19 protein-coding genes are annotated in these 22,516 nt (G+C 41.9%); 8 read left to right on the forward strand and 11 right to left on the reverse strand.

Annotated features, from left to right (window positions below):
* Nucleotides 1-1,706, forward strand: a 1,706-nt coding sequence (locus V7K84_RS11395) for a DUF4114 domain-containing protein (protein WP_334838119.1), incomplete at its 5' end; no start/stop codon positions are given.
* 146 nt (nucleotides 1,707-1,852) lie between these two features.
* Here V7K84_RS11395 and V7K84_RS11400 read toward each other — a convergent pair.
* Complete coding sequence (locus V7K84_RS11400) at nucleotides 1,853-2,224, reverse strand: four-helix bundle copper-binding protein (RefSeq protein ID WP_094351003.1); 372 nt, start codon at nucleotides 2,222-2,224, stop codon at nucleotides 1,853-1,855.
* Between the two features lie 507 nt (nucleotides 2,225-2,731).
* The gene (locus V7K84_RS11405) at nucleotides 2,732-3,910 is read right to left on the reverse strand and encodes a pyridoxal phosphate-dependent aminotransferase (RefSeq protein WP_334838120.1); all 1,179 of its coding nucleotides are present in this window, start codon (nucleotides 3,908-3,910) and stop codon (nucleotides 2,732-2,734) included.
* Nucleotides 3,911-4,090: 180 nt separating this feature from the next.
* Here V7K84_RS11405 and V7K84_RS11410 point away from each other — a divergent pair, with 180 nt between their 5' ends.
* Complete coding sequence (locus V7K84_RS11410; RefSeq protein ID WP_334838121.1) at nucleotides 4,091-4,690, forward strand: MBL fold metallo-hydrolase; 600 nt, start codon at nucleotides 4,091-4,093, stop codon at nucleotides 4,688-4,690.
* A gap of 506 nt (nucleotides 4,691-5,196) precedes the next feature.
* On the opposite strand, the gene msrB is transcribed toward V7K84_RS11410, so the two are convergent.
* Together msrB and V7K84_RS11420 are read right to left on the reverse strand one after the other, a co-directional pair.
* On the reverse strand, nucleotides 5,197-5,691 hold the full coding sequence (gene msrB / locus V7K84_RS11415; RefSeq protein WP_292810631.1) for a peptide-methionine (R)-S-oxide reductase MsrB: 495 nt from the start codon (nucleotides 5,689-5,691) through the stop codon (nucleotides 5,197-5,199).
* A gap of 234 nt (nucleotides 5,692-5,925) precedes the next feature.
* On the reverse strand, nucleotides 5,926-6,456 hold the full coding sequence (locus V7K84_RS11420) for an MgtC/SapB family protein (RefSeq protein WP_334838123.1): 531 nt from the start codon (nucleotides 6,454-6,456) through the stop codon (nucleotides 5,926-5,928).
* A gap of 480 nt (nucleotides 6,457-6,936) precedes the next feature.
* On the opposite strand from V7K84_RS11420, the gene ssuD reads away from it, so the two are divergent.
* From ssuD to V7K84_RS11445, 5 genes are all read left to right on the forward strand, one after another.
* A complete protein-coding gene (ssuD, locus tag V7K84_RS11425; RefSeq protein ID WP_334838125.1) occupies nucleotides 6,937-8,097 on the forward strand; it encodes an FMNH2-dependent alkanesulfonate monooxygenase in 1,161 nt (386 codons plus the stop codon).
* Between the two features lie 27 nt (nucleotides 8,098-8,124).
* Nucleotides 8,125-8,763 (forward strand): beta-class carbonic anhydrase, encoded by a 639-nt coding sequence (locus V7K84_RS11430; RefSeq protein ID WP_334838127.1) that lies wholly within the window; start codon nucleotides 8,125-8,127, stop codon nucleotides 8,761-8,763.
* Nucleotides 8,760-9,326, forward strand: coding sequence for an NADPH-dependent FMN reductase (gene ssuE, locus V7K84_RS11435; RefSeq protein WP_334838128.1), 567 nt, complete (start codon nucleotides 8,760-8,762; stop codon nucleotides 9,324-9,326). Before V7K84_RS11430 ends, ssuE begins: the two co-directional genes overlap by 4 nt.
* 664 nt (nucleotides 9,327-9,990) lie before the next feature.
* Nucleotides 9,991-11,304: an FAD-binding oxidoreductase gene (locus tag V7K84_RS11440; RefSeq protein WP_334838130.1), complete on the forward strand. Its 1,314-nt coding sequence runs from the start codon at nucleotides 9,991-9,993 to the stop codon at nucleotides 11,302-11,304.
* Between the two features lie 63 nt (nucleotides 11,305-11,367).
* Nucleotides 11,368-12,723, forward strand: coding sequence for a (Fe-S)-binding protein (locus tag V7K84_RS11445; protein ID WP_334838132.1), 1,356 nt, complete (start codon nucleotides 11,368-11,370; stop codon nucleotides 12,721-12,723).
* Between the two features lie 277 nt (nucleotides 12,724-13,000).
* On the opposite strand, the gene bchM is transcribed toward V7K84_RS11445, so the two are convergent.
* A complete protein-coding gene (bchM, locus tag V7K84_RS11450) occupies nucleotides 13,001-13,687 on the reverse strand; it encodes a magnesium protoporphyrin IX methyltransferase (RefSeq protein ID WP_334838134.1) in 687 nt (228 codons plus the stop codon).
* Nucleotides 13,688-14,361: 674 nt separating this feature from the next.
* Between bchM and V7K84_RS11455 the strand changes: the two genes are divergently transcribed.
* On the forward strand, nucleotides 14,362-16,443 hold the full coding sequence (locus tag V7K84_RS11455; RefSeq protein WP_334838136.1) for a cation:proton antiporter domain-containing protein: 2,082 nt from the start codon (nucleotides 14,362-14,364) through the stop codon (nucleotides 16,441-16,443).
* On the opposite strand, the gene V7K84_RS11460 is transcribed toward V7K84_RS11455, so the two are convergent.
* The 6 genes from V7K84_RS11460 to nagA form a co-directional block, all read right to left on the reverse strand.
* A complete protein-coding gene (locus V7K84_RS11460) occupies nucleotides 16,411-16,539 on the reverse strand; it encodes a hypothetical protein (protein WP_334838138.1) in 129 nt (42 codons plus the stop codon). The two genes, V7K84_RS11455 and V7K84_RS11460, sit on opposite strands and share 33 nt — an antisense overlap.
* A gap of 1 nt (nucleotide 16,540) precedes the next feature.
* On the reverse strand, nucleotides 16,541-16,897 hold the full coding sequence (locus V7K84_RS11465; RefSeq protein ID WP_334838139.1) for a DUF4288 domain-containing protein: 357 nt from the start codon (nucleotides 16,895-16,897) through the stop codon (nucleotides 16,541-16,543).
* A 16-nt stretch (nucleotides 16,898-16,913) separates the two neighbouring features.
* Nucleotides 16,914-17,249 carry a hypothetical protein gene (locus tag V7K84_RS11470; protein WP_334838141.1) on the reverse strand — a complete coding sequence of 112 codons (336 nt, stop codon included), beginning with the start codon at nucleotides 17,247-17,249 and terminating at the stop codon, nucleotides 16,914-16,916.
* 58 nt (nucleotides 17,250-17,307) lie between these two features.
* Nucleotides 17,308-20,433 (reverse strand): tetratricopeptide repeat protein, encoded by a 3,126-nt coding sequence (locus tag V7K84_RS11475; RefSeq protein WP_334838143.1) that lies wholly within the window; start codon nucleotides 20,431-20,433, stop codon nucleotides 17,308-17,310.
* Nucleotides 20,434-20,739: 306 nt separating this feature from the next.
* The gene (locus V7K84_RS11480) at nucleotides 20,740-21,147 is read right to left on the reverse strand and encodes a hypothetical protein (protein WP_334838145.1); all 408 of its coding nucleotides are present in this window, start codon (nucleotides 21,145-21,147) and stop codon (nucleotides 20,740-20,742) included.
* 82 nt (nucleotides 21,148-21,229) lie between these two features.
* Nucleotides 21,230-22,417 carry an N-acetylglucosamine-6-phosphate deacetylase gene (gene nagA, locus V7K84_RS11485; RefSeq protein ID WP_334838147.1) on the reverse strand — a complete coding sequence of 396 codons (1,188 nt, stop codon included), beginning with the start codon at nucleotides 22,415-22,417 and terminating at the stop codon, nucleotides 21,230-21,232.
* Between the last annotated feature and the right edge of the window lie 99 nt (nucleotides 22,418-22,516).

Raw genomic sequence — 22,516 nt, forward strand, 5'->3', positions numbered from 1 at the left:
AGTTAACAATTGCAGTTAACAATCTCAACGATCCTGGTGTTAACGATGCACCCACAGATTTGACAGTAAGTCAGCTAGCTGTTGATGAGAACGTACCTGCGGGAACAGAAATTGGCACATTTAGCACCACAGATCCAGATGCAAGCGATACATTCACCTACAGTTTAGTAACCGGGATAGGCGATACCGATAATAGTGCATTCACAATTGTTGGCGATAAGTTACAAATCAACGCCTCTCCAGACTTTGAAACCAAATCTAGTTACAACCTCCGGGTTCAGACAACTGATTCGGGTGGAGTTACTTATAGCAAAGAGTTAACAATTGCAGTTAACAATCTCAACGATCCTGGTGTTAACGATGCACCCACAGATTTGACAGTAAGTCAGCTAGCTGTTGATGAGAACGTATCTGCGGGGACAGTTGTTGGCACATTTACCACTAGCGACCCAGATCCAAACGACACATTCACCTACACTTTAGTACCGGGGACTGGCGATACCGACAATGCTGCATTCACAGTTGATGGCAATCAGCTCAAAATCAACACTTCCCCAGACTTTGAAGCTAAATCTAGTTACAATATCCGAGTTCGGACAACTGATGCAAGTGGAGTTACTTATGAAAAAGCATTAGCGATCGCAGTTAAGAATCTGGACGATCGTGGTGTCAACGATATACCAACCCTGACGAAGAATACTAACGATATCTTTACTATCCAAGGTAAAGGTAACAGTGACAAAGCAACACTCTCAGTCAAGCTGACGGGACAGAGTTCTAAGCATATTTATGAATTGGGAGTCTTTGCTGTAGATGATGAACAAGGGAAGATTGAAGGTATTGCCACTAGCGATGCTGGTTACACTGAAGCAGCTTTGAAACGATCCAAGGTAATTCTCTCCTCACTTACCAATTATCCTGTTGGATTTAATACTAATTTAGCTAGTTTGGAGGAATTTAATTCTGGTCAACAGCTAAGATTTTGCTTGGTACGCGATAGCACTACTGATAGTATCTTGGCTGGACAAGCTGCTTTTACAGATGTACTGCTTTCCGATCCGACAAATGTTAAAATCACAAGCTTGGGTAATAATAGCTTCTCCTTGTCTTGGAAAGCTAGCAACGGTTCTGAATTTCAGGATTTGATGCTAACAATTCAGGCAACAGATGAAGATTTGCCTTTGGGTGTAGCTTCCCAAGGAAAGCAACAAGGAGAACTCCTTGATTTACGTGGTGTGACACAACAGATAAAAGCTGATTTTGTCGTCAATAGAGAAGCTGCATACGACAATTTTGTCGGTTTCTATGAAGTGGCTAATGAAAATGGTGGTATCGATACCAACGACGATGGTACAGCAGATATTCTAGTAGGGCAAGCTGGTTATGCTGAAGCTGCTATACGTGGACGTGTTGCAGGCATTGACTTGATGGTGAATAATCAAGGTAGCGCAAGTTACTCCGGGAATCTTGAGCCTGATTCTCTGTTTGCACCCTTTATTATTGTTAATGGTAAACCCGATGCCATTCTCGATGTCGATGCTAATAACAATCCAGCGGTTTACTTTGCATTTTTGGGCGCTAACTCAGACAAGACAGATCACATTCGTCTGTTAGAAAAAAACACCTTTGGCTTTGAGGATTTAGCAAAGGGTGGTGACAAAGATTTCAACGATATGATTGTGCATGTCAATTTGAGTATTGGTTAGCTATTTAATTGTCAACTTAACATCAAATCAGCGGTTAAAAACCGCGTCTATGATTAGTTAAGTCTTTACTTCAAGTGCCCAGACTCAAAGAGTCTGAGCGCTTGAATATTAGGTTGCAGAGAAACTTCTGCTAGATTGTTGTAGAATTATGCGGGCATCATGTGCATACTTCTGCAAGACTCTGCACACTTACGGCAAGCAGCAGCACATTCCATCATTTTCGCGTCATCGCTCATCATCTCACACGCCATTGCAGTGCGATCGCACATCTCAGCGCAAAGCATACAAGTGCGTTCCATGAACTCAGAACCGCTCATCATCATATTCATGCACATCATGCACATTTCAGAGCAATCGCGCATCATGCTCATCATGCTCATCATGTTCTTATCCATGTGCTGACCACCTTTGCTCATGCAATGAGTCATGGTTTCCATGCACATTTTATGACAGTCCATACAAACATCCATGCAAGTCTGCATTTCTGGAGTCATGGTTTCAGTCATCATCATCATCATCATCGGAAATACCTCCTGATTTTTTGATGGATAAATAGTGTCCTTGAAAGGACTACTCATCACATTAGTCTTATCTTTTTAAGGAGTCAATGGGGTTTTTAATCCAGAATTTTTAAGCCTACTATCCCGATATAATTACCGGGAAATTGAATAAATTCTACACTAGTTTGGTGTTGTTTTTCTGGAGAATACTATATATTAAGGGTTATAAACCCTCGCTTCGGAGTGGGGTTTGATTTTAAAAGTCAACTTTACATCGGGGATCAAAAGTTAGAGTTAAATTTAACTCGAAAATGATGTTATCTTTTTTAACAAATGAATGCTTAAATCAAGCATTTGTAAAATTATATTAATCTAGGTTTCATTAATTTATATTAACTTGAAAATATATGGTCTGATAAATTTGTAATTCATAATGGAATTTAAACGGCACCTCAAACAAAAGTGCGTCACAAAAAAGTAGTTTTCACAACTTACATAAGAGAGGAAAATAAATTATGATGTCGGTTATAGATTTGATTCTAATTTGAGTAAGCGATCGCTCGCTGCTTGTAATGTCTCAGGTCTTTTGCTAAAGCAAAATCTGATTAACGAATGTCCTTTTTCTGGTTGGCTAAAAAAGCTGGAACCGGGAACTACGGCAACACCAATATCTTTAATCAGATGGTACGTGAATTCAACATCTGTTTTATAGCCAAACTTTGAAATATCGGCAAGAACATAATAGGCTCCTTTGGGAACGAAATAGGGAATTCCAACTAGGTCTAGAATTTGTAAAATGCTATCTCGTTTCTGGTGATAAAGTTTGGCTAGTTCTTGATAATAGGATGGTGGCAGCTGCATGGCGGCGACTCCGGCTCGTTGCAATGGTGCAGGTGCGCCAACAGTGAGAAAATCATGGACTTTGCGAATCGCCCCTGTCAATTCCGGGTTTGCCAAAATGTAGCCGACTCGCCATCCAGTGACGCTATAAGTTTTGGATAAACCGTTAATAGTAACAGTGCGTTCTTCCATTCCGGGAAGAGTCGCTAGGGCAATATGTTGAGTGCCGTCATAAAGAATATGTTCATAGATTTCATCAGTGAACGCTAACACATCCCATTTTTGACAAAGTTCAGCAATTAGCGTGAGTTCTTCACGGGTGAAAACTTTACCTGTAGGGTTGTGGGGTGTGTTGATAATAATTGCTTTGGTATTGGCATTGAAAGCTTGACGCAACTGTGCCTCATCAAATGTCCAATGAGGAGGATGCAGTGTCACGTAGCGGGGTATAGCACCAGCTAAAATCGCATCGGGGCCGTAGTTTTCATAATATGGCTCAAATACAATTACTTCGTCACCCGGATTGACTGTCGCTAGCATCACAGATGCCATTGCTTCTGTGGAACCACAGGTAACAGTGATTTGGGTTTCAGGATTGATATCTAAGCCGAGATACCAACGGACTTTATTGGCGATCGCATGACGAAATGGGCGATCGCCCCAAGTAATGGCATACTGATTAACATCTGCCTCTATGGCCTGATATGCTGCCTGTTTCAACTCCAAGGGACAAGGAAAATCAGGAAACCCCTGTGCCAAATTCACCGCATCGTGTTGCAGCGCCACCCTGGTCATTTCTCGAATCACCGACTCTGTAAACTGTTCTGCCTTCGCTGATATTTTTTGTCGCCCAATCTTACTCACCCCTATACCTCCGTATTGCCGTTAACCGAAAATTTCTGCAATCCCGATAAAATCCATAATGTTGATAGATTTATCGTAGTATACTCAAATTTCCGATCCAGAGGGAATGCAACCTCATAATCTATATACTTAATTATTGAGATTAATAGTCAATTATTGAAGTACCGATCCAGAATCATCATGAAATCTTTGCACCGTCCCGATCTTTATAGCTGGTCTAATTTCAATCCGGCAAGAAATATTGATTTCAATGGGATTGCCTGGATTCGCCCAGATGGCAACATCTTGATTGACCCAGTAGCCCTATCAAACCATGATTGGAATCATCTAAAATCCCTCGGTGGTGTGGTTTGGATTGTGCTGACGAATTCTGAGCATGTCAGGGCAAGTAAAGAAATTGCCGATCAAACTTATGCTAAGATTGCTGGCCCAATTGCAGAAAAAGACACTTTTCCTATACCTTGCGATCGCTGGCTATCTGATGGTGAAGAATTTGTCCCAGGACTGGAGGTGATTGAACTCAATGGTTCTAAAACTCCCGGTGAGTTGGCTTTGTTACTGGAAGAGACAACTTTAATTACAGGGGATTTAGTCCGGGCACGTAAAGCAGGTAGCTTGACGATTTTACCAGATGACAAGCTGCTGAATCGAAAGGAGGCTGTTGCTTCTGTTCGCAGGTTGGCTCAACTGAGTCGGGTAGAAGCAGTGCTGGTGGGGGATGGTTGGCCCGTCTTTCGGGATGGACGCGATCGCTTAAAGGATCTGGTAGCAACGCTGTAAATAATCGGGGTAGCACAGCTAGCTATGCTACCCTACAGGCGATTGTAGTTCAAATAGATAAAAAGGCTGTCAGAAGAAAATCAAACAACACCGTATCATGGTAGTTAGTAGCATTTATGTCTGATAGTTTCTTTTTTGCCATAAAAGAAAGAATATCAGGTAAGTAATATCCTGATTTCCTGACGGCAGAATGCGAAGGCTTTTAACGATCAACCTAGTTGGAGAACGCTGATGTCTAAGGAAAGAAAAAGTAATAAAGAAGCTAAAAAACCTAAAAAAGATCCTAAAGACAAAAAGGAGAAAAAAGAGCCAAACAAATAGGGTAATTTAGGTTATCTTTAGCGAAGACCAAGAGTTGCACTTTCCTAAAATTGACAATATTTCGTCCAGTAGCATTGAGTAGGAAAAGTTATTGTCAAAAATTTGTTCACCCTTGGTCAAGCCCCAAATCTGATGATTTAGGTTGTGTATGCGATGTCACGAAGGTCTACGCCTACGCAACTTAATTAAGCAGGCTCAAATTTTAGCGAAACACCGTTCATACAGTAGCGCTTCCCAGTGGGTGCAGGACCATCATCAAAAACATGACCCAGATGACCACCACAGCGACTACAATGCACTTCAGTTCTGGTCATAAACAACGACTTGTCTACAGTTGTGGCGATCGCACCTTCAATTGGATTAAAGAAGCTAGGCCAGCCAGTACCACTATTAAATTTGGTATCAGATGTAAACAGTGGTAGTTCACAGGCGGCACAATAATAAGTGCCTTGGTCGTATTCCTTATCTAATGGACTGGTGTGAGGGCGTTCAGTCCCATGTTTACGCAATACATTAAACTGTTCTGGCGTTAAAATCGTGCGCCATTCTGACTCTGGTTTGGTAACTTCAAATCCACTTTGAGAAGTTGTCATTGCTTGTGACCCCCAATTGATATACCTTGATAACAATGCTGTGCCGACTATGACTGCACCAGCCTGTAAAAAATAGCGTTTGTCCATATATCTATTATTTTCTATTTTCCGGTTCACTGGGCAATCAATTCCAGTACGGGATTCCCTACATGAATGACTATAATCAGCGATCGCTCTGAATTAGCCCTGATAAACTGATTAAAATTGGCTAAGAAACAACAAATTATTTTTCAATAAAATACTAGGCGGCCATCGGATCGATTTGACCTAATTTTGGACAATAGCAAGTATAGTTTTCAACTAGAGCATAACGATAGATAATCAATCGTCTTCATCAGAGATGGTTGTGAGATCCTGAGTAGTACCGTGTTTACCCTGATTCGTCAGAAATACAAATGCGCGATTGAGCCGCTTCACCCCACTTAAGGTAATTAGGGTGAGTAAGCCTCCCAATAATCCCATTTGCCACAAACCACAACCAATTGCAGCCCCCAACCCAGCCGCCGTCCAGACACAGGCGGCTGTAGTTAAACCTTTTACTTTTGGCGTTGCAGATTTTCTCGGAGACTCTTGTAAAATCAATCCGGCTCCAAGAAATCCAACCCCGGTAGCTACACCTTGAATTGTGCGACTCAGTGCATTGGTAGCAGCATAGGGACTCTCGCCCTCAGCCTGCAAAGGAATCATCACAAATAATGCTGCTCCCATACTCACGAGCATGAATGTTCTCATCCCTGCTGGTCTACCCCCTTGCTGACGGTTAAATCCAATCAAGCAACCAACCAGGAGCGCCAAAGACAATCTAAACGCTATATGTGGCCAATCGTTGGCAGCAATAAACATCGGCCCCATTGCTTTATTTCTCCTAGAGACAGAACAGAATTTTGCACCTATTGGCAGTGGGCTGGATGGCTACCCACTTTTGTCACTGAAAACTTAAGCGCAGCAAATCAATAAGTGTTCAGTACATTAAGGTTAATTTAACAAAAGGTTATAGATAAGTAAACCAATATACACAAAGCTACCATTGCTGGATTCTTCCTAGAGATAGAAAGAAGGCGGCAGGGGAGGAGTGGGAAAGCAGGGGAGCAGAGGAGCAGGGGAGAAGTTGCAGTAAGTTTTTTCCCTCTGCACCTCTGCCTCTTGTGCCTAATGTCAATCAATACCCAACGCTAGTTTTTTGAACACTGCCTAATATACATTGGTCTGGTAGGAATACCGGAGTTTTCTGAAAACTTCTTGCTTACTTAAATGGAATATGTGATACTCTAAAAACTATAAATAAAGCACGGTATTTCTATCGATTTGCCGGAGTTTAAAAGGACAGGATTCATGCAGCTACTATGGTTCATCCCAACTCATGGCGACGGACGTTACCTTGCAACTGCTACAGGCGGACGGGCAGTAAGCTTTCCTTATCTGCGGCAGATTGCCCAAGCGGTGGATGACCTTGGTTATACAGGGGCATTGCTGCCCACGGGACGTTCTTGCGAAGATGCTTGGATTGTAGCGTCAACGTTGGTATCCCTGACGCGACAGATGCGTTTTTTGGTGGCAATTCGTCCCGGCTTGGTATCGCCTGGAGTAGCAGCGCGGATGGCGGCGACTTTCGATCGCCTCTCTGGGGGACGCTTGCTGATTAATGTCGTGACAGGGGGCGATCCCGTGGAGTTAGCGGGAGATGGCTTGCATTTGGATCACGATCAGCGCTATGAATTAACAGATGAATTTTTAACAGTATGGCGAGCGATCGCTAGTGGAGAACAAGCCAATCTCCAAGGCGACTATTTCAACATTCAGGATGGGAAACTGCTGTTTCCACCCGTCCAGAAGCCATATCCGCCCTTGTGGTTTGGCGGTTCCTCTCCTGTTGCTCAAAAAATTGCTGCTAAACATGTAGATGTCTATCTAACTTGGGGCGAACCACCGGCGCAAGTAGCCGAGAAGATTGCAGCAGTTCGGAGACTTGCAGAAACACAAGGCCGGACTTTGCGGTTTGGGATTCGCCTACATGTGATTGTGCGCGAAACCGAGAGTGAAGCTTGGGATGCGGCGAATGAATTGATTAAGTATGTAGATGACGAAGCGATCGCTAAAGCCCAAAAAACTTATGCCCGAATGGATTCAGTTGGACAACAGCGAATGACTCAATTACACCACGGTAATCGTGAGGCATTAGAGATTAGCCCGAACCTGTGGGCAGGAGTCGGTTTAGTCCGGGGTGGTGCGGGAACAGCCTTAGTCGGCGATCCCCAAACCGTAGCTGCCAGGATATTAGAATATGCAGATTTAGGTATTGAGTCCTTTATCCTCTCTGGCTATCCCCACTTAGAAGAAGCTTATCGAGTTGCAGAACTTCTATTTCCCTATTTGCCATTAGAGAATTTACCCGCAGTGGAAAAGCAACACGTCTTAAGTCCATTTGGTGAGATTGTGGCAAATGAAGATTTCCCTAAGCAAAAGCCTCAAGAAAGAGCAACGTCCATATCCTAGTAATTAAGAACTAGGAGATTAACAGCAATGCTGCACCAACAAATCGACCAAAAAATCTCAGAAAAAGAAGCGTGGGTATTGCGTCGTCAGTTGGGAATACCTAACAATAAACGCTTGTGGGTGCTAGCTTGCATGGATGAACGTTTACCAGTAGAGAAAGCATTAGGAATTGGTGAAGGAGACGCTCATATTTTCCGTAATGCTGGGGGATTAGTTACAGATGATGCAATTCGGTCAGCGATGTTAACTACACAGTTTTTTGGCACAAAAGAAATCATCGTCATTAATCATACCGAATGTGGCATGATGACAGCATCAGGAGACTTTCTCAGTGAGGTATTGCGAAATCAAGGTATTGATGTGGATCGAGTTAGTGTCGATCCTGCTTTGCCAGAATTGAAGCTACCAAAAGGCGTTTTTTCCAAATGGATCAAAACCTTTACCGATGTGGATGAAATCTGCACACAGCAAGTGCAATTACTGCGGAATTCTCCTTTAATTCCCCAAGATGTAGTTATTCATGGCTACATCTGGGAAGTAGAGAGTATGAGTTTGCGCCATCCTTACAAACGCCTGAGTGAGAAAGTCAACACAGCATCAGCTATGAATACCAAAACCACAAAACATACTGAACCCGTTTTAGAAATTGGGAGTTTAATTGAATGACAAATATTTTAGCGATCGCAGGTAGTCCAACCCACCCATCTAGAACCTATGGTGTTGTCGAATACACTGCCCAGCTTCTACAACAAGAAGGCTTGCATGTAGACATTATTTCAGTTCGAGATTTACCTGCTGAAGATTTAGTTTTTGGACGTTACGATAGCCCTGCTTTAGAACAGCCAAAAGCTTTATTAGCAAAGGCAGATGGTGTGATTATTGCCACCCCAATTTACAAAGCTGCTTACACAGGAGTGCTAAAAACATTTCTAGATTTGCTGCCACAAAAATCATTAACAGGTAAACCCGTATTACCAATTGCATTGGGTGGAACCATCGCTCATTTATTGGCAATTGAATATGCTCTAAAACCTGTGTTATCTGAATTAGGAGCGCGGCATATCCTAGCCACTATTTATGCGGTAGACAAACAAATTCAACGCCAACCCGATAACAGCGTCCTGTTAGATGAGGAAATTGAGCAAAGACTCAAAGACGTTCTCAAGGAATTTGTGAAAGCTGTAGAATATGATGCCGCAGCGCCTCAAGAATTGGTTCATGCCAATTAAATAATTAAGTTTATACCTCCGTTTGCTTGTAGCAGAGGGGTAATTTTTACCCATCTGTTACTTTTTTTTAAAGTTAATCAGAATAATATAAATTTATTCTCAAAAATTGCACTTTTATTGCAATATTAAAATTCTTTACAGACTACACTTATACTTATCTCCCAACTTCTATAGTCTATTCAACTAACACGGCTATAATTTATTATTTTTTCTATAAAATATCTTGTATATATGCAAATTGTCTCCTAACTCTACCTGTAGTAGATGAGTGAAATTTACTCATCTACTATTTTCTCCAATTAAATTTCAAAGTTTATCAACAAATTCACAAAAATATAGGTTGGATAAGGCTAATACCTTAACCAACCAAAGTGCGATCGCTTTTAATACAAGAGCATCACAACTTTATTGAGCTTTAACAAAGCTCAAGTTTTTACCCAATAGATTATTAGTCATAAACGTTAAAGTTGCAGACTGCGGTAAAAAGTTTATTGTAAATGAGTAGCGATCGCTTGAAAAACAAACTTTCTTTTATTTGGCACTAATTACAAGCTATCGTTGGCGCAACCAGCCCTAGGAATCTAAAGCCACCGATTAATGGCAATGCGCTTTTTTGGTCAGGTTAGCCAGTAAATTAGAAGTAGGGCGTAAAAAAATAAACTCAATGAAAGCGATGTCTAACGACAAGCCGCAAGGCGTCTGCGCTTCTGAACTTGCATCTATCGTCGGTGAAGAAAATGCTATTTGCCTTTGGGAAAATATCGAACTCAGTCAGCAAAAACTTATCCAACAGGCGATCGCTTCTGGAAAATCACCCAGTTGTATTGTCTATCCCCGCAGCCAAGAACAGCTAGCCGCAGTCATTACCACAACTCACGCAAATAACTGGCGCGTCCTTCCCTGTGGTAGTGGCAGTAAACTTAGCTGGGGTGGTTTAGCAAAAAGCATTGATGTTGTAGTTAGTACAGAACGCATCAACCAACTGATTGAACACGCTGTTGGCGATTTGACTGTCACAGTAGAAGCTGGGATGAAGTTCTCCGATTTGCAAGCACTTTTGGCAAAATCGCGGCAATTTCTCGCCCTTGACCCCACAGCACCAGAGTCGGCAACCATTGGCGGTATTGTTGCCACAGGTGATACAGGTTCTCTGCGGCAACGCTATGGCAGTGTGCGCGACCAGTTACTAGGTATTACCTTTGTTCGTGCTGATGGAGAAATCGCCAAAGCTGGGGGAAGAGTAGTTAAAAATGTCGCCGGATATGACTTGATGAAGTTGCTTACGGGGTCTTATGGCACATTAGGCTTTATTAGTCAACTAACTTTTCGCCTGTATCCGCTAGCAGAGGCATCGGGAACAGTGGTACTGACTGGTAAAGCTGAGGCTGTATCCCAAGCGGCTGATATCCTTCGAGGTTCGGCGTTAACACCAGTTCAGGCTGATTTACTATCAACTAAATTGGTGTCTAGTTTAGGATTGGGTGAAGGACTGGGATTAATTGCTCGGTTTCAAAGTATTAGTGAGAGTGTTAAGGAACAGTCAAACCGAGTTTTGGAAGTAGGGCAAAAGCTAGGCTTAAATGGGGCAATTTTTGCTGATGGTGATGAAGCTAATCTATGGCAGAGATTGCAAGAACGAATACATACTACTGCTACAGAATCTGTAATTACTTGCAAAATAGGAGTGTTACCTACTGCTGCTGTGGAGATTTTGACTCAGGTGGAGTTAGGTTTAATTCACATTAGTAGTGGTTTAGGTTTGTTACAATTAGAGAGTAAAAATCAAGTTTTGAAGGTGCGCGATCGCACTCAAGCTAATAGTGGTTTTTTAACAATTCTGGAAGCACCAGTGGCGGTTAAAGAACAAATAGATGTTTGGGGTTATACGGGGAATGCTTTGCCTTTGATGCGCCGTATTAAGGAACAGTTTGATAGTAAGAATATTTTAAGTCCTGGTCGCTTTGTGGGTGGGATTTAGTTTTAAGAAAATGTACCGCAGAGCCACAGAGGACACCAAGATAGAGAGGGGAAAAAGAGAAATATGCAAGTTTCAAAAAATTCTGTTAATAATACGGCTAGTTTAAAGAATTTGAAAGGCTTTGACGAGAGTCATCCGCCTGACCCGAAGTTAATTGATAGTTGTGTACATTGTGGATTTTGTCTTTCGACTTGTCCCAGTTATCGCGTGCTGGGTAAGGAGATGGATTCTCCTAGAGGACGCATCTATTTAATGGATGCAATTAATGAGGGTGAAATTGCCCTCAATACGGCAACAGTAGAACATTTTGATTCTTGTTTGGGATGTCTTGCTTGTGTGAGTACTTGTCCTTCTGGTGTGCAGTATGACAAATTAATTTCTGCAACTCGCCATCAAGTTGAACGAAATTATCCCCGCAGTTTACCAGATCAATTTTTTCGTCAACTGATATTTTCTCTGTTTCCTTATCCTAATCTTTTACGGGTTTTATTAGTTCCGTTGTTAGTTTATCAAAAGTTAGGATTTGCTAAGTTATTTCGGGCTACGGGTTTACTGAATAAAATATCGCCCCGTTTGGCAGCAATGGAATCAATTCTGCCAGAAATTACTCTCAAATCTTTTCAAGATAATTTGCCTAGTGTGATTCCTGCTAAAGGTGAAAAGCGGTATCGAGTCGGGGTAATTTTGGGTTGCGTCCAACGGCTGTTTTTCTCACCCGTGAATGAAGCAACGGTGCGCGTTTTAACAGCGAATGGTTGTGAAGTTGTGATTCCCAAATCTCAAGGTTGTTGTGCGGCGCTTCCCGAACACCAAGGACAAACAGAACAGGCGAAAGCTTTAGCAAGGCAGATGATTGATAGTTTTGCCAAGACAGATGTAGATTTCGTGATTATCAATGCTGCTGGTTGCGGTCATACTTTAAAAGAGTACGGTCATATTTTAGAAGACGACCTAGAATATCGGGAAAAGGCCAAGGATTTTGCAGCTAAAGTTAAAGATGCTCAAGAATTTTTGGCAACTGTTGGGTTAACAGCGAAACTTTCCCCACTGACAGATAAACCCTTGAATTTAGTTTATCAAGATGCTTGTCATTTATTGCATGGACAAAAGATTAGCGTCCAACCGCGTCAGGTGTTGCGACAAATTCCAGGGGTGAAGTTGAGAGAACCAATAGATGCAGCTTTGTGTTGTGGCAGTGCTGGGGTTTATAATATGCTGCAACCAGAAGTGTCTGAAGAATTGGGCCGGCAAAAAGTAGAGAATTTGTTGAATACTGGTGCTGAGTTAATTGCTTCTGCTAATCCTGGGTGTACTTTGCAAATTACTAAGCATTTGCAGTCGCAAGGTAAGAAGATTTCGGTTATTCACCCGATGGAGTTGTTAGATTATTCGATTCGCGGTGAGAAATTGAAATTGTAGACGTTTGCTAGCTGCGTTGTGCATTTACAATACTCAGCACTCTTCATTTAATCGGATGAGAATAATTTTGCTGGCTTAAGTGTGCAGAAAAAGAGGTAGAAATTGGTATGAGATTTAAGGGAATTTGAAAGCAAAGCACTCAATTTTTCAATGGGATTGGGCAACCATCTTAGAGAAAAACAAAGTTTGATGCCAACGGCAATATTTACCATATCTCAGGTTTGAGATTGTCAAATCGCAGCAAGAGGTTTGTGATTCCTTTGCTGCGATTTTAACTTTAATTGCGTGTGGCTTCCAGTAGGCGAGAAAAATAGAAGCGAGTCTTCGTCATTGCCCGTCGTTGCAATGAAAAGCCATTGCTTTCCAAGATTTTCACCACATCAGCCTCACGATGCAGATATGCACGAGTGGCTTTACTTGGTCCAGGAAAGAAACTGCCAATTTTCTTGAGTATACTCAGGGCGCAGGTCTTCGGCGCAAAACTGAGAATTATCCGCGACTGTGCCAAAGAACAGAGGTGAGATATCATCTCATCGGCTTTTTCTTGAGGGTAATGGATGAGAACATCTAGGCAAATAACCGTATGGTAGCTACCACTCAACGATTCCAAATCCTGCACGGCAAAAGTAGGATTTTCGGTATTTCCCAAAGTTTGCTTTGCTCTATCTCTGCCTTCTTCTACCATTTTTTCCGAAATATCGGTGGCATAGACTTTGGCCCCATCTACCGCCAGGGGAATGCTGAGACTACCGACACCACACCCAGCATCACAGATTGATAGCTCTGGTAAATTGTTATCAGCCTTCAGCCAACCGAGAGCTGTATCCACAGTTTGCTGGTGTCCAGTGCGGATGTCTAATTGGACTTTGTTGACTTCGCCATCGCCGTAGATTCGCTTCCAACGGTCAAACCCTGTGGAATTGAAATACTCGCGAACAATCGTTTTGTCGTCGGCTGCGTTCATAAACTTCGATTTTTAGGGGTTCCCAATGCTTAAAATTATCATTGATAGGAACCCATAAGAGCGGTCTTCCAGATTTTTCCAGATGATAGTTGGGCGATAAGCAAGGATACTTACGTACATAGAGTAACTCAGGCTATCGAATTCTAGCCCAGACGCGCAAAATTGAAGCTGTACTGGCTTAACAAGCAAAAGACTGAATTTAACTTGGGTTTTATGGCTTTTAGATATACCTTTTGCCCATAACAGCGATTTACTTTTAAATAAATCAGCAAATCGTGATATTTATATAATTACTTTGGATTAGTCTATATTACCAAATTTGATGTTGTAATTGCACAAGTTGTTGGCATTATTTTTTTGTTTAAATAATTGTTTAGGTAATATTTTTTATTTAAATGAAAACTGCTATTTTTCTATGGTTTCACAATTCACGATCGCTAAATACTATTTATAGCTATTTCAATACCCATAATTTTTGCAACCTCAAATCTCATCGAGATTTATATCTATGGATATAAAAAATACCTCCTTAAGATAGAATTGAATTGCGATCGCAACATTTAAGCTGTTAAAGATTTTATTATCTGTAACCAATTAAACTGAAATATCCAAACAATTTCAGTAAAATCTCGTATGTTTTTGGTACATCTACTATTTAGGCTGATTTATTACACATGACACTTAACTCACTCACAGACAGCCCTATCGTTGCATTTACAATTCTCCTAACAGTAATCTTTACTATACCTCCGATATTTGAGCGATTGCGACTACCTGGATTAGTGGGTTTGTTAGTAGCAGGCGTAGTCTTAGGGCAAAATGGACTAAAGTTGTTAAATCCTGAATCAGAAACTATCAATCTACTTTCGGATATTGGTAAGATTTATTTGATGTTCGTAGCAGGTTTAGAAATTGACTTAGAACAGTTCCATAAAACTAAAAATCGTTCAATTGGGTTTGGTATACTGACATTCTTAGTACCATTAATTGCTGGCATTGCTGTTGGACGTTTATTCAATTTTAGTTGGAATGCCTCCTTCCTAATTGGTTCTCTACTAGCATCTCATACCCTCTTAGCGTATCCAATTGTGAGTCGTTTGGGAGTAGTAACAAATGAAGCTGTAACCGTCACAATTGGGGCAACAATTTTTACTGACACAGGTGCTTTGTTAGTGTTAGCAATTTGTGTGGGAATTCATGGAGGGCAATTCTCTGCCTTAAGTTTAGCTACTTTATTAGGAGGATTAGCAATTTACTCTGTTGTTGTTTTGTTTGGCTTTGACTGGGCGGGAAAAGAGTTTTTCCGCCGATCTGGAGATGAACAAAGCAACCAGTTTTTGTTTATATTACTAGCATTATTTTTGGCATCTGTCGGAGCGCAGGTAATTGGAATTGAAAAAATTGTTGGTGCTTTTTTAGCAGGTTTAGCAGTCAATGACGTACTAGGACGTAGCCCAGTAAAAGAAAAGATAGAGTTTATTGGCAGTGTTTTATTTATTCCTTGTTTCTTTGTGGACATGGGATTATTGATTGATATTCCTGCATTTATAAGAACTCTCAGTTCAGTTTGGCTGACTGTGGTAATTGTAGTAGCTTTGATTGGCAGCAAATTTATCGCGGCATTCTTAGCCAAACTTTTATACCGCTATAATACGGCGGAATTGCTAACAATGTGGTCGTTGTCACTACCACAGGTAGCAGCCACACTAGCAGCAGCCTTAGTTGCATATCAAACTAAAAACCCTGCCGGTGAGCGCTTAATTAATGAAGGTGTTTTAAACAGTGTGATTGTTCTCATGCTGGTGACTGCAATTTTGGGGCCCATAATAACAGCACGGTTTGCTTCTTCGTTACAGCTTTCTCAGACAGATTTTGAAACAGATAGTTTGACAACTTGGTGGGAAACTAATGAAGCTCAACTAGTAGAGCAAAAACAAGATACATTTACTGTAGTAGTACCAATATACAATCCTCAAACGCAGCGGTATCTAATAGAAATGGCAGCACTGCTGGCTAGTCATGAATCTGGAAAAATTGTGCCATTAGCTATTACTAAAGCGCATATTCACATGGACGATCCACAATTAGTAACAGCGCTCGACCAGAGTCAGCAAAGATTAAGTTTAGCTAGAGAAATCAGTCAAGAATTTGATGTAGAAGTTTCACCTGCAAATCGGATTGATGATGATATAGCTTTGGCAATTAGCCGCACCAGTCGAGAACAAAATGCTAGTTTAATAGTGATGGGTTGGTCGCAGACAACAGGTTTACGCGCCCGCTTATTTGGTAATGTTATTGATAGCGTCTTCTGGTCTTCTCACTGTCCAGTTGCAGTTACACGCCTCTTGAGCAGTCCCAAGACAATCCAAAGAATTCTTGTACCAGTTGGAGACTTAACGCGCCAAACCATTGGTGCTTTAAGGTTTGCTCAGATTTTGGCTGATGTTAATCAGGCGGAAGTTGTGCTGTTACACGTATGCGATCGCAAATCACCCCCAAATCGAGTAGAAAGATTTGTATCTCAATTGTCTGACATCGCTTCTAAAAGCCAGTTACAGGTGAATACGAATATCCAAACAATCAGGGGTGATGATGTCGCTAGAGTCGTAATTCGGGAAGCTCAGGCGTTTGATTTAGCTGTATTACGTTCCGTTCGTTATCGCACAGCCGGGGGATTAGCAGTCAGCGAAGTGACAACGCAGTTACTTCGAGAATTGAAGTGTTCAATTGTGTTGTTGGGAGAGCCGAATTCGTGATGTGCCAGTCAACGCTAGTAAAATAATTGCGATCGCTTTTGGCTCAGTGATGGGAATCGACAAGAGCGATCGCGTGGTTTTATCACTATTCTCCAAATTACTCTTTAGACAATAACGGCTCAAATGATTGGTAAGCCTCATAATTCCGAAAATGCCGAGCATATAAATCAACAATATCCTCAGATGAATCAAAGTCATCATACAAAATTGAATTCACGTCTACTACTTGCTGTAAAGACCAAGTAATAGTTTCTCCATTTTCATTTGTATAGCTGACACTTTCATTTTTACCATGATTCAAAGCCTTTACTTTTGCTTGTTCTAAAGAAGCGGCTTTAATCAAAACAAAGCTTTCTTGGTACAAAGGTTGACGATCGGGTTTATCTGAAGATGATTTGTAGAGAATTATAGCAATATAGAAAGATTCTGCTTTATTTACACTTTTAGTTTCCATTTAATGTTCTCTCCAGCTATTTTTTGAATCTATTATCATTCAATAACTTCCAAGCTTTTTTACCACTAGCCGATTTGTTTTTCTTGATGTCTTCTAAATAAGAGTTCAGAAACTCGCTGGGAAACTCCCGCCTAATAGATGCTTTTCGGCACACACTAATAAAAATATCAGCAAACAAACTTAAGTTGTCGTTGGCTTCACAACTAGCCCCAGGTCTAAATTGGCTTATTAGTAAGGATTGCTGAGATAAACTTGCATTGTTGTAATTATAGGTTAAAGCCTGGGAGTGAGCAGCAATAGGTTGCACAAGCAATCCCATAGTTAACAGACTGGCCAGTGGTTTTTGCAACATAAACATATAGTTGAAAAATAGCCGACTATTTCCCTTTTCATAAGATAGTGAATCAATATTACCGCCGAAACCAACTGCGTACCCAACGCCACAACCGACGCAACCACACCCAAAAGCCACGACGATAGACTAGAGGCTTTTGTGGGTGAGAAAGACGCTCAATTGCATTGTTGCAATCTTGCACATTAGCATCAAGTCCCATCGCTTGACATAGTTCACGGGCATTGCGATAAGCACCCAGTGCGTCTGATTCTCGATTGATGTTTTCTAATGACCGACCTAAATTAAACCATGCGATCGCTTCAGTATTGCGATCGCCGATTTGGCTTAATATATCCAAGGACTGCTGACAGAAATCAATCGCTCGTTGGTATTCGCCCAAGCATAAGTAAGCATTGCCCAAATTGTTTAAAGAAGCACATTCGCCATTGCGATCGCCAATTTCTCTAGCTATATCCAAAGACCTCTGATAGAACTCTATCGCCCGTTCATACTGCCCCAGAGAGAAGTAAGCATTACCCAAACTAGCTAAGGATTTGCCCTCAGAATTGCGATCGCCTATATCCCTAGATATTTCCAAAGACTGCTGGGAGAAATCTATCGCCTGTTGGTACTGCCCCAGAGAGAAGTAAGCATTACCCAAACTAGCTAAGGATTTGCCTTCAGTATTGCGATCGCCGATTTCCCTAGCTATTTCCAAAGACTGCTGATGGAAATCTATCGTCTGTTGGTACTGCCCCAGAGAGAAGTAAGCATTACCCAAATTAGCTAAGGATTTGCCTTCAGTATTGCGATCGCCTATTTCTCTAGCTATATCTAAAGACTGCTCAAACAAATCTATCGCCTGTTGGTACTGCCTCAGAGAGCAGTAAGCATTACCCAAATTCATTAAGGATAAGCTTTCAGAATTGCGATCGCCAATTTCCCTAGCGATATCCAAAGACTGCTGGTATAAATCAATTGCCTGTTGGTATTGCCCCAAGGATTGGTAAGCAATGCCTAAATTGCCCAAGGCTATTTCTTCCCCACAGCGATGGCCAATTTGTCTAGCTATATTCAAAGACTGCTGGTAGAACTCAATCGCCTGTAGGTACTGCCCTAAGAAAATGTAAGCATTGCCTAAATTGCCCAAGGCGCTTTCTTCCCCATTGCGATCACCTATATCTCTAAATATTTCCAAAGACTGTTGGTGGAACTCAATTGCCCGTTGGTACTGTCCCAGGGAATTGTAAGTATTGCCTAAACCCATTAAGGAAGAACCTTCGCCATTGCGCTCGCCTATGTCTCTAGATATTTCCAAAGACTGCTGGTGGAATTCAATCGCCCGTTGGTAATGCCCCAGGGAATTGTAAGTATCGCCCAAATTGTTTAAGGAAGCACCTTCGCCATTCTGCTCGCCTATGTCTCTAAATATTTCCAAAGACTGCTGGTGGAACTCAATCGCCCGTTGGTACTGCCCCAGGGAGTCGTAAGTATTGCCCAAACCCGCTAAGGAAGAACCTTCGCCATTACGATCACCTATGTCCCTAGATATTTCCAAAGACTGCTGATGAAACTCAATCGCCCGTTGGTACTCCCCCAAGTATCTGAAAATATTACCCAAACCCCTTAAGGAAGCACCTTCGCCATCGCGATAGCCAATCTCCCTTGCTATGTCCAAAGATTGCTGGTGGAGGTCAATAGCCAGTTGGTACTGCCCTAGAGATTTATAAGCATCACCTAAGAAATGAAGAACAATCTGATAATTCCGGTTTTTTCTACTCCCAGTTTTTTGCCAAACTTCTATTAACTGCCTCAATAAATCAACTTGATCTGCATAATAGCCCCGCAAGGTTAAAAAATCATAGTAGGTGGTTAGTCCATCAAATGCCAAGCCATAGTTTTCTAGTTGATATCTGTGATAAAAAACTTCTAAATACTCCTTGATATCTTCTTTAGTCTGCCAGGGTTCTTGTTTAACATTCAAAAGATAGTAATCAATAGCTCGTTGATGCGCCTCTGTGTGATTGCCGGCCTTATACCGCACATACTCCAACACCACAGCCTGAAACTCAAACTGCCGCTTACCATTGAGTTTTTCTAACAGCAGAGAACGCTTAACCAGATTCCTCAATTCTTCCTCAATCTCTGTTTTTGAACTTCCCGGCAACACCGCCACGGCTGCTGCACTCTCAACAGCACCACGATAAACACTGATATTGAGCAATAAAGCCTTTTGCAATTCACTCAATCGCTCAAAACTGGCATCCAATACCAACACCATCCCCACATTTTCCCGGCGATGCACACCTACCACTTGGGAATCTGTCAACAACTGTCGCAAATTCCCTAAGCCTAAATCTGCCAATCGTCTTAAATCCGGATCTTGGGGATATTCTTCTTTTAATAAATCTGCTATTAATCTCAACAGCAGGGGATGCCCATCTACCAATTCGACAAAATCCCCTAAATCACCGCGAATGCCTAATGCAGTTAACAGTGCTACTCCTTCTTCTAGTTGTAAACCTTTCAGGGGTTGCCACTCAAAGCCTTTTAATTCTGGTCTTTCTCTGGTGGTGACTAGCACTTTACTATTACCGCCATATTCTACCCAAGCATTGAAAAAGTCGCTGTAGAATTGACTTCCCCACTGTCTATCAGGCTGTAATAAACTCTCCAGGTTGTCAATGATGAGTAAATATTGACCAGATCGCAAACACTTAACTAGTGCCTCTACTAACTGCGCTTCTTGTTCTGGAACCGGAAAGCCAAATTCACTGAGGACTTGGCGGGCTAAATCGCTAAAACCTGCTCCATAACTAATATCTGCCCAAAATCGCTTAGGGAAACCCTCATTTTCGTCATAAATTTTAGCAGCTAGCATCGATTTACCTGTGCCACCGATACCTTCTATACCAATTAAGAAAGTGTTTTTATCAGTTAACCATTGCTGTATTTGGGCAATTTCTGTTTTACGTCCCTGCCAGTAAGCCAAACTTTTGTTAGGGTTGCCTGCTTTGAGAACCCCAGGCGATTCTGGTTGAGAGATTTGTTGTAATCGCTCTAGTACTGGTTCTATTCGGTCAACAATAATCTTGACTTCTGCTGCATTTATCTGTCCTACTTGAGTTACCTTACTGTTACCGTAGGCAGTGAGATTCATTTCAATGTTGTTCGAGTTACTGGGGCTAGGTTCCTCTGCCATTGCTTACATTAAGTAAAAATTTTGCTTGATATTGTGGCTGTGAACTCGGCCGTTCGTGTTCAGAACTCGGTTGTTCCTGTTTAGAACTCGGTTGTTCCTGTTTAGAACTCGGTTGTTCCTGTTTAGAACTCGGCCGTTCCTGTTCAGAACTCGGCCGTTCCTGTTTAGAACTCGGCCGTTCCTGTTTAGAACTCGGCTGTTCATGTTCAGAACTCGACCGTTCCTGTTTAGAACTCGACCGTTCCTGTTCGGAACTCGAAACATCAAAATTTTTAGGGTGGGCAGTACTCTATCCACCCTATTTAATTAAAAACTTACTTGGTTGGCGTCAATCTTCCCAACTTGCTTCACCGTACTTTGGTCGTAAGCATTCGCACTGACCTGAATATTGTCTCCGGGTTTGTCAGTCGATGCTTGCAAAATTTTAGCTATTTCCTCTGCAAGTACTGTATCCGCTTCTAAAATCTTCTTGAGTTGCACTCGCAAACTTGCTTGTAAATCTTCATCTTCTGGCTTTTGCGCCACATCCGTTGCTGCTTCGTTCGCTGCTTCCTTAGCCTCTACTTTGGGATGTAACTTAGCCCAAATAGCTTTAGCTTTATTCCAAACATCCTCACCTACTTTCTGAGATGCCCCTTCTACGGCCTTATTACCCACATTCAACAAAAATGGCAGACAGGGAGCGAGAAATTTAACGAGTAGAGCTATATCCATTGATTTACAATGTCTATTTCATAAATGTACATTTTTACTGAGTATAATTAACGCTTCTTCCCGTGTCACCTTGATGCAAAATTTAGCCCAAGAATCGCTGCCAAGTTAATTCTTTTGTCGCTTCATCCCAATACCAGCGTAATAAATTAGCGGGTTGACTCTTGGCAATTCCAGGCAAACCAATTGCTTGTCTAGGTGCATCTGTAGCTAGTAAAATGGCAGTCTCCACATCACAAATCCCCCACTTCACCAAATTCTGCACTCCCACTAATAAAGGTAAAGTCGTCCCCGATAAAGTGCCATCCGCCAGTCGTGCTGTACCGTTTTTAACTTCAATTTGCCGACTGTCCCAAGGATACACGCCATCGGGTAGCCCCAGAGGTGAAAGGGCATCACTCACAAGGAACAGCCCTTTCTCTTGATAGCTAGCGCGAAGTAATATTTGCAGCATCGTGGGCGAAACGTGTTCACCATCAGCAATAAAACCACACATCACATCAGGATGAGTAATTGCTGCGCCTAATAATCCTGGTTCGCGGTGATGTAGTGGTGGCATGGCATTGAAAGCATGAGTTACCATCGTTGCACCGAGTTCAAAAGCAAGTTGCGCTTGGGCTGATGTTGCCTGAGAATGTCCTAAACTAACGGTAATTCCCAAAGAACGCAAATATGGAATTACTTCGCCAGTGGGATCTAACTCCGGCGCTAAAGTGATGACTTTTACAATGTGAGCATAATCACCCAAAACCCGCTTTACCTCGTCAATTGTTAAGGGTAATAAGTACTCTGCCGGGTGTGCGCCGCGTTTTTGGTAATTCAAAAATGGGCCTTCTAAATGGACTCCGAGAATCTTGGCAGATGACCTCACCCCCAACCCCTCTCCGTTGACGGAGAGGGGAGTAAAATTAGCAAAGACTGCAAGCGATCGCTGAATCTTTTCTACTGAAGTTGTCACAAGTGTCGGTAAAAATCCATCTACCCCGACATCCCACAAAAATTGCGTTATTTTCTGGAGTACATGAGCATTTTCAGCCGTCAAATCAGGAAATGCCAATCCCAAAGCACCGTTAATTTGCAAATCAACGCCACCCAATGAAATCCAGTCGCCTGCTACATCTATTACAGATGCACGGCTGTCTGCTTTTATTGCACCCATTGGAAAGATTTGCTCAATTATGCCCTCTGGATTAACCAAGAGCATCTGCAAATCTTTGTAACCAGTCACTCTAGCATTGATAATATCTACAGGATTTTGTGTTGCTTGGGTCATCACACTGGCGAGAATAGAGCTAAATCTGATTTTAGATGCAACTTACATCAATGAATCAATTCAAACAACGCCAATAGATGAGATGATGATCCGCATCAC

It is taken from the genome of Nostoc sp., assembly GCF_036917315.1.
Lineage (GTDB): Bacteria > Cyanobacteriota > Cyanobacteriia > Cyanobacteriales > Nostocaceae > Nostoc.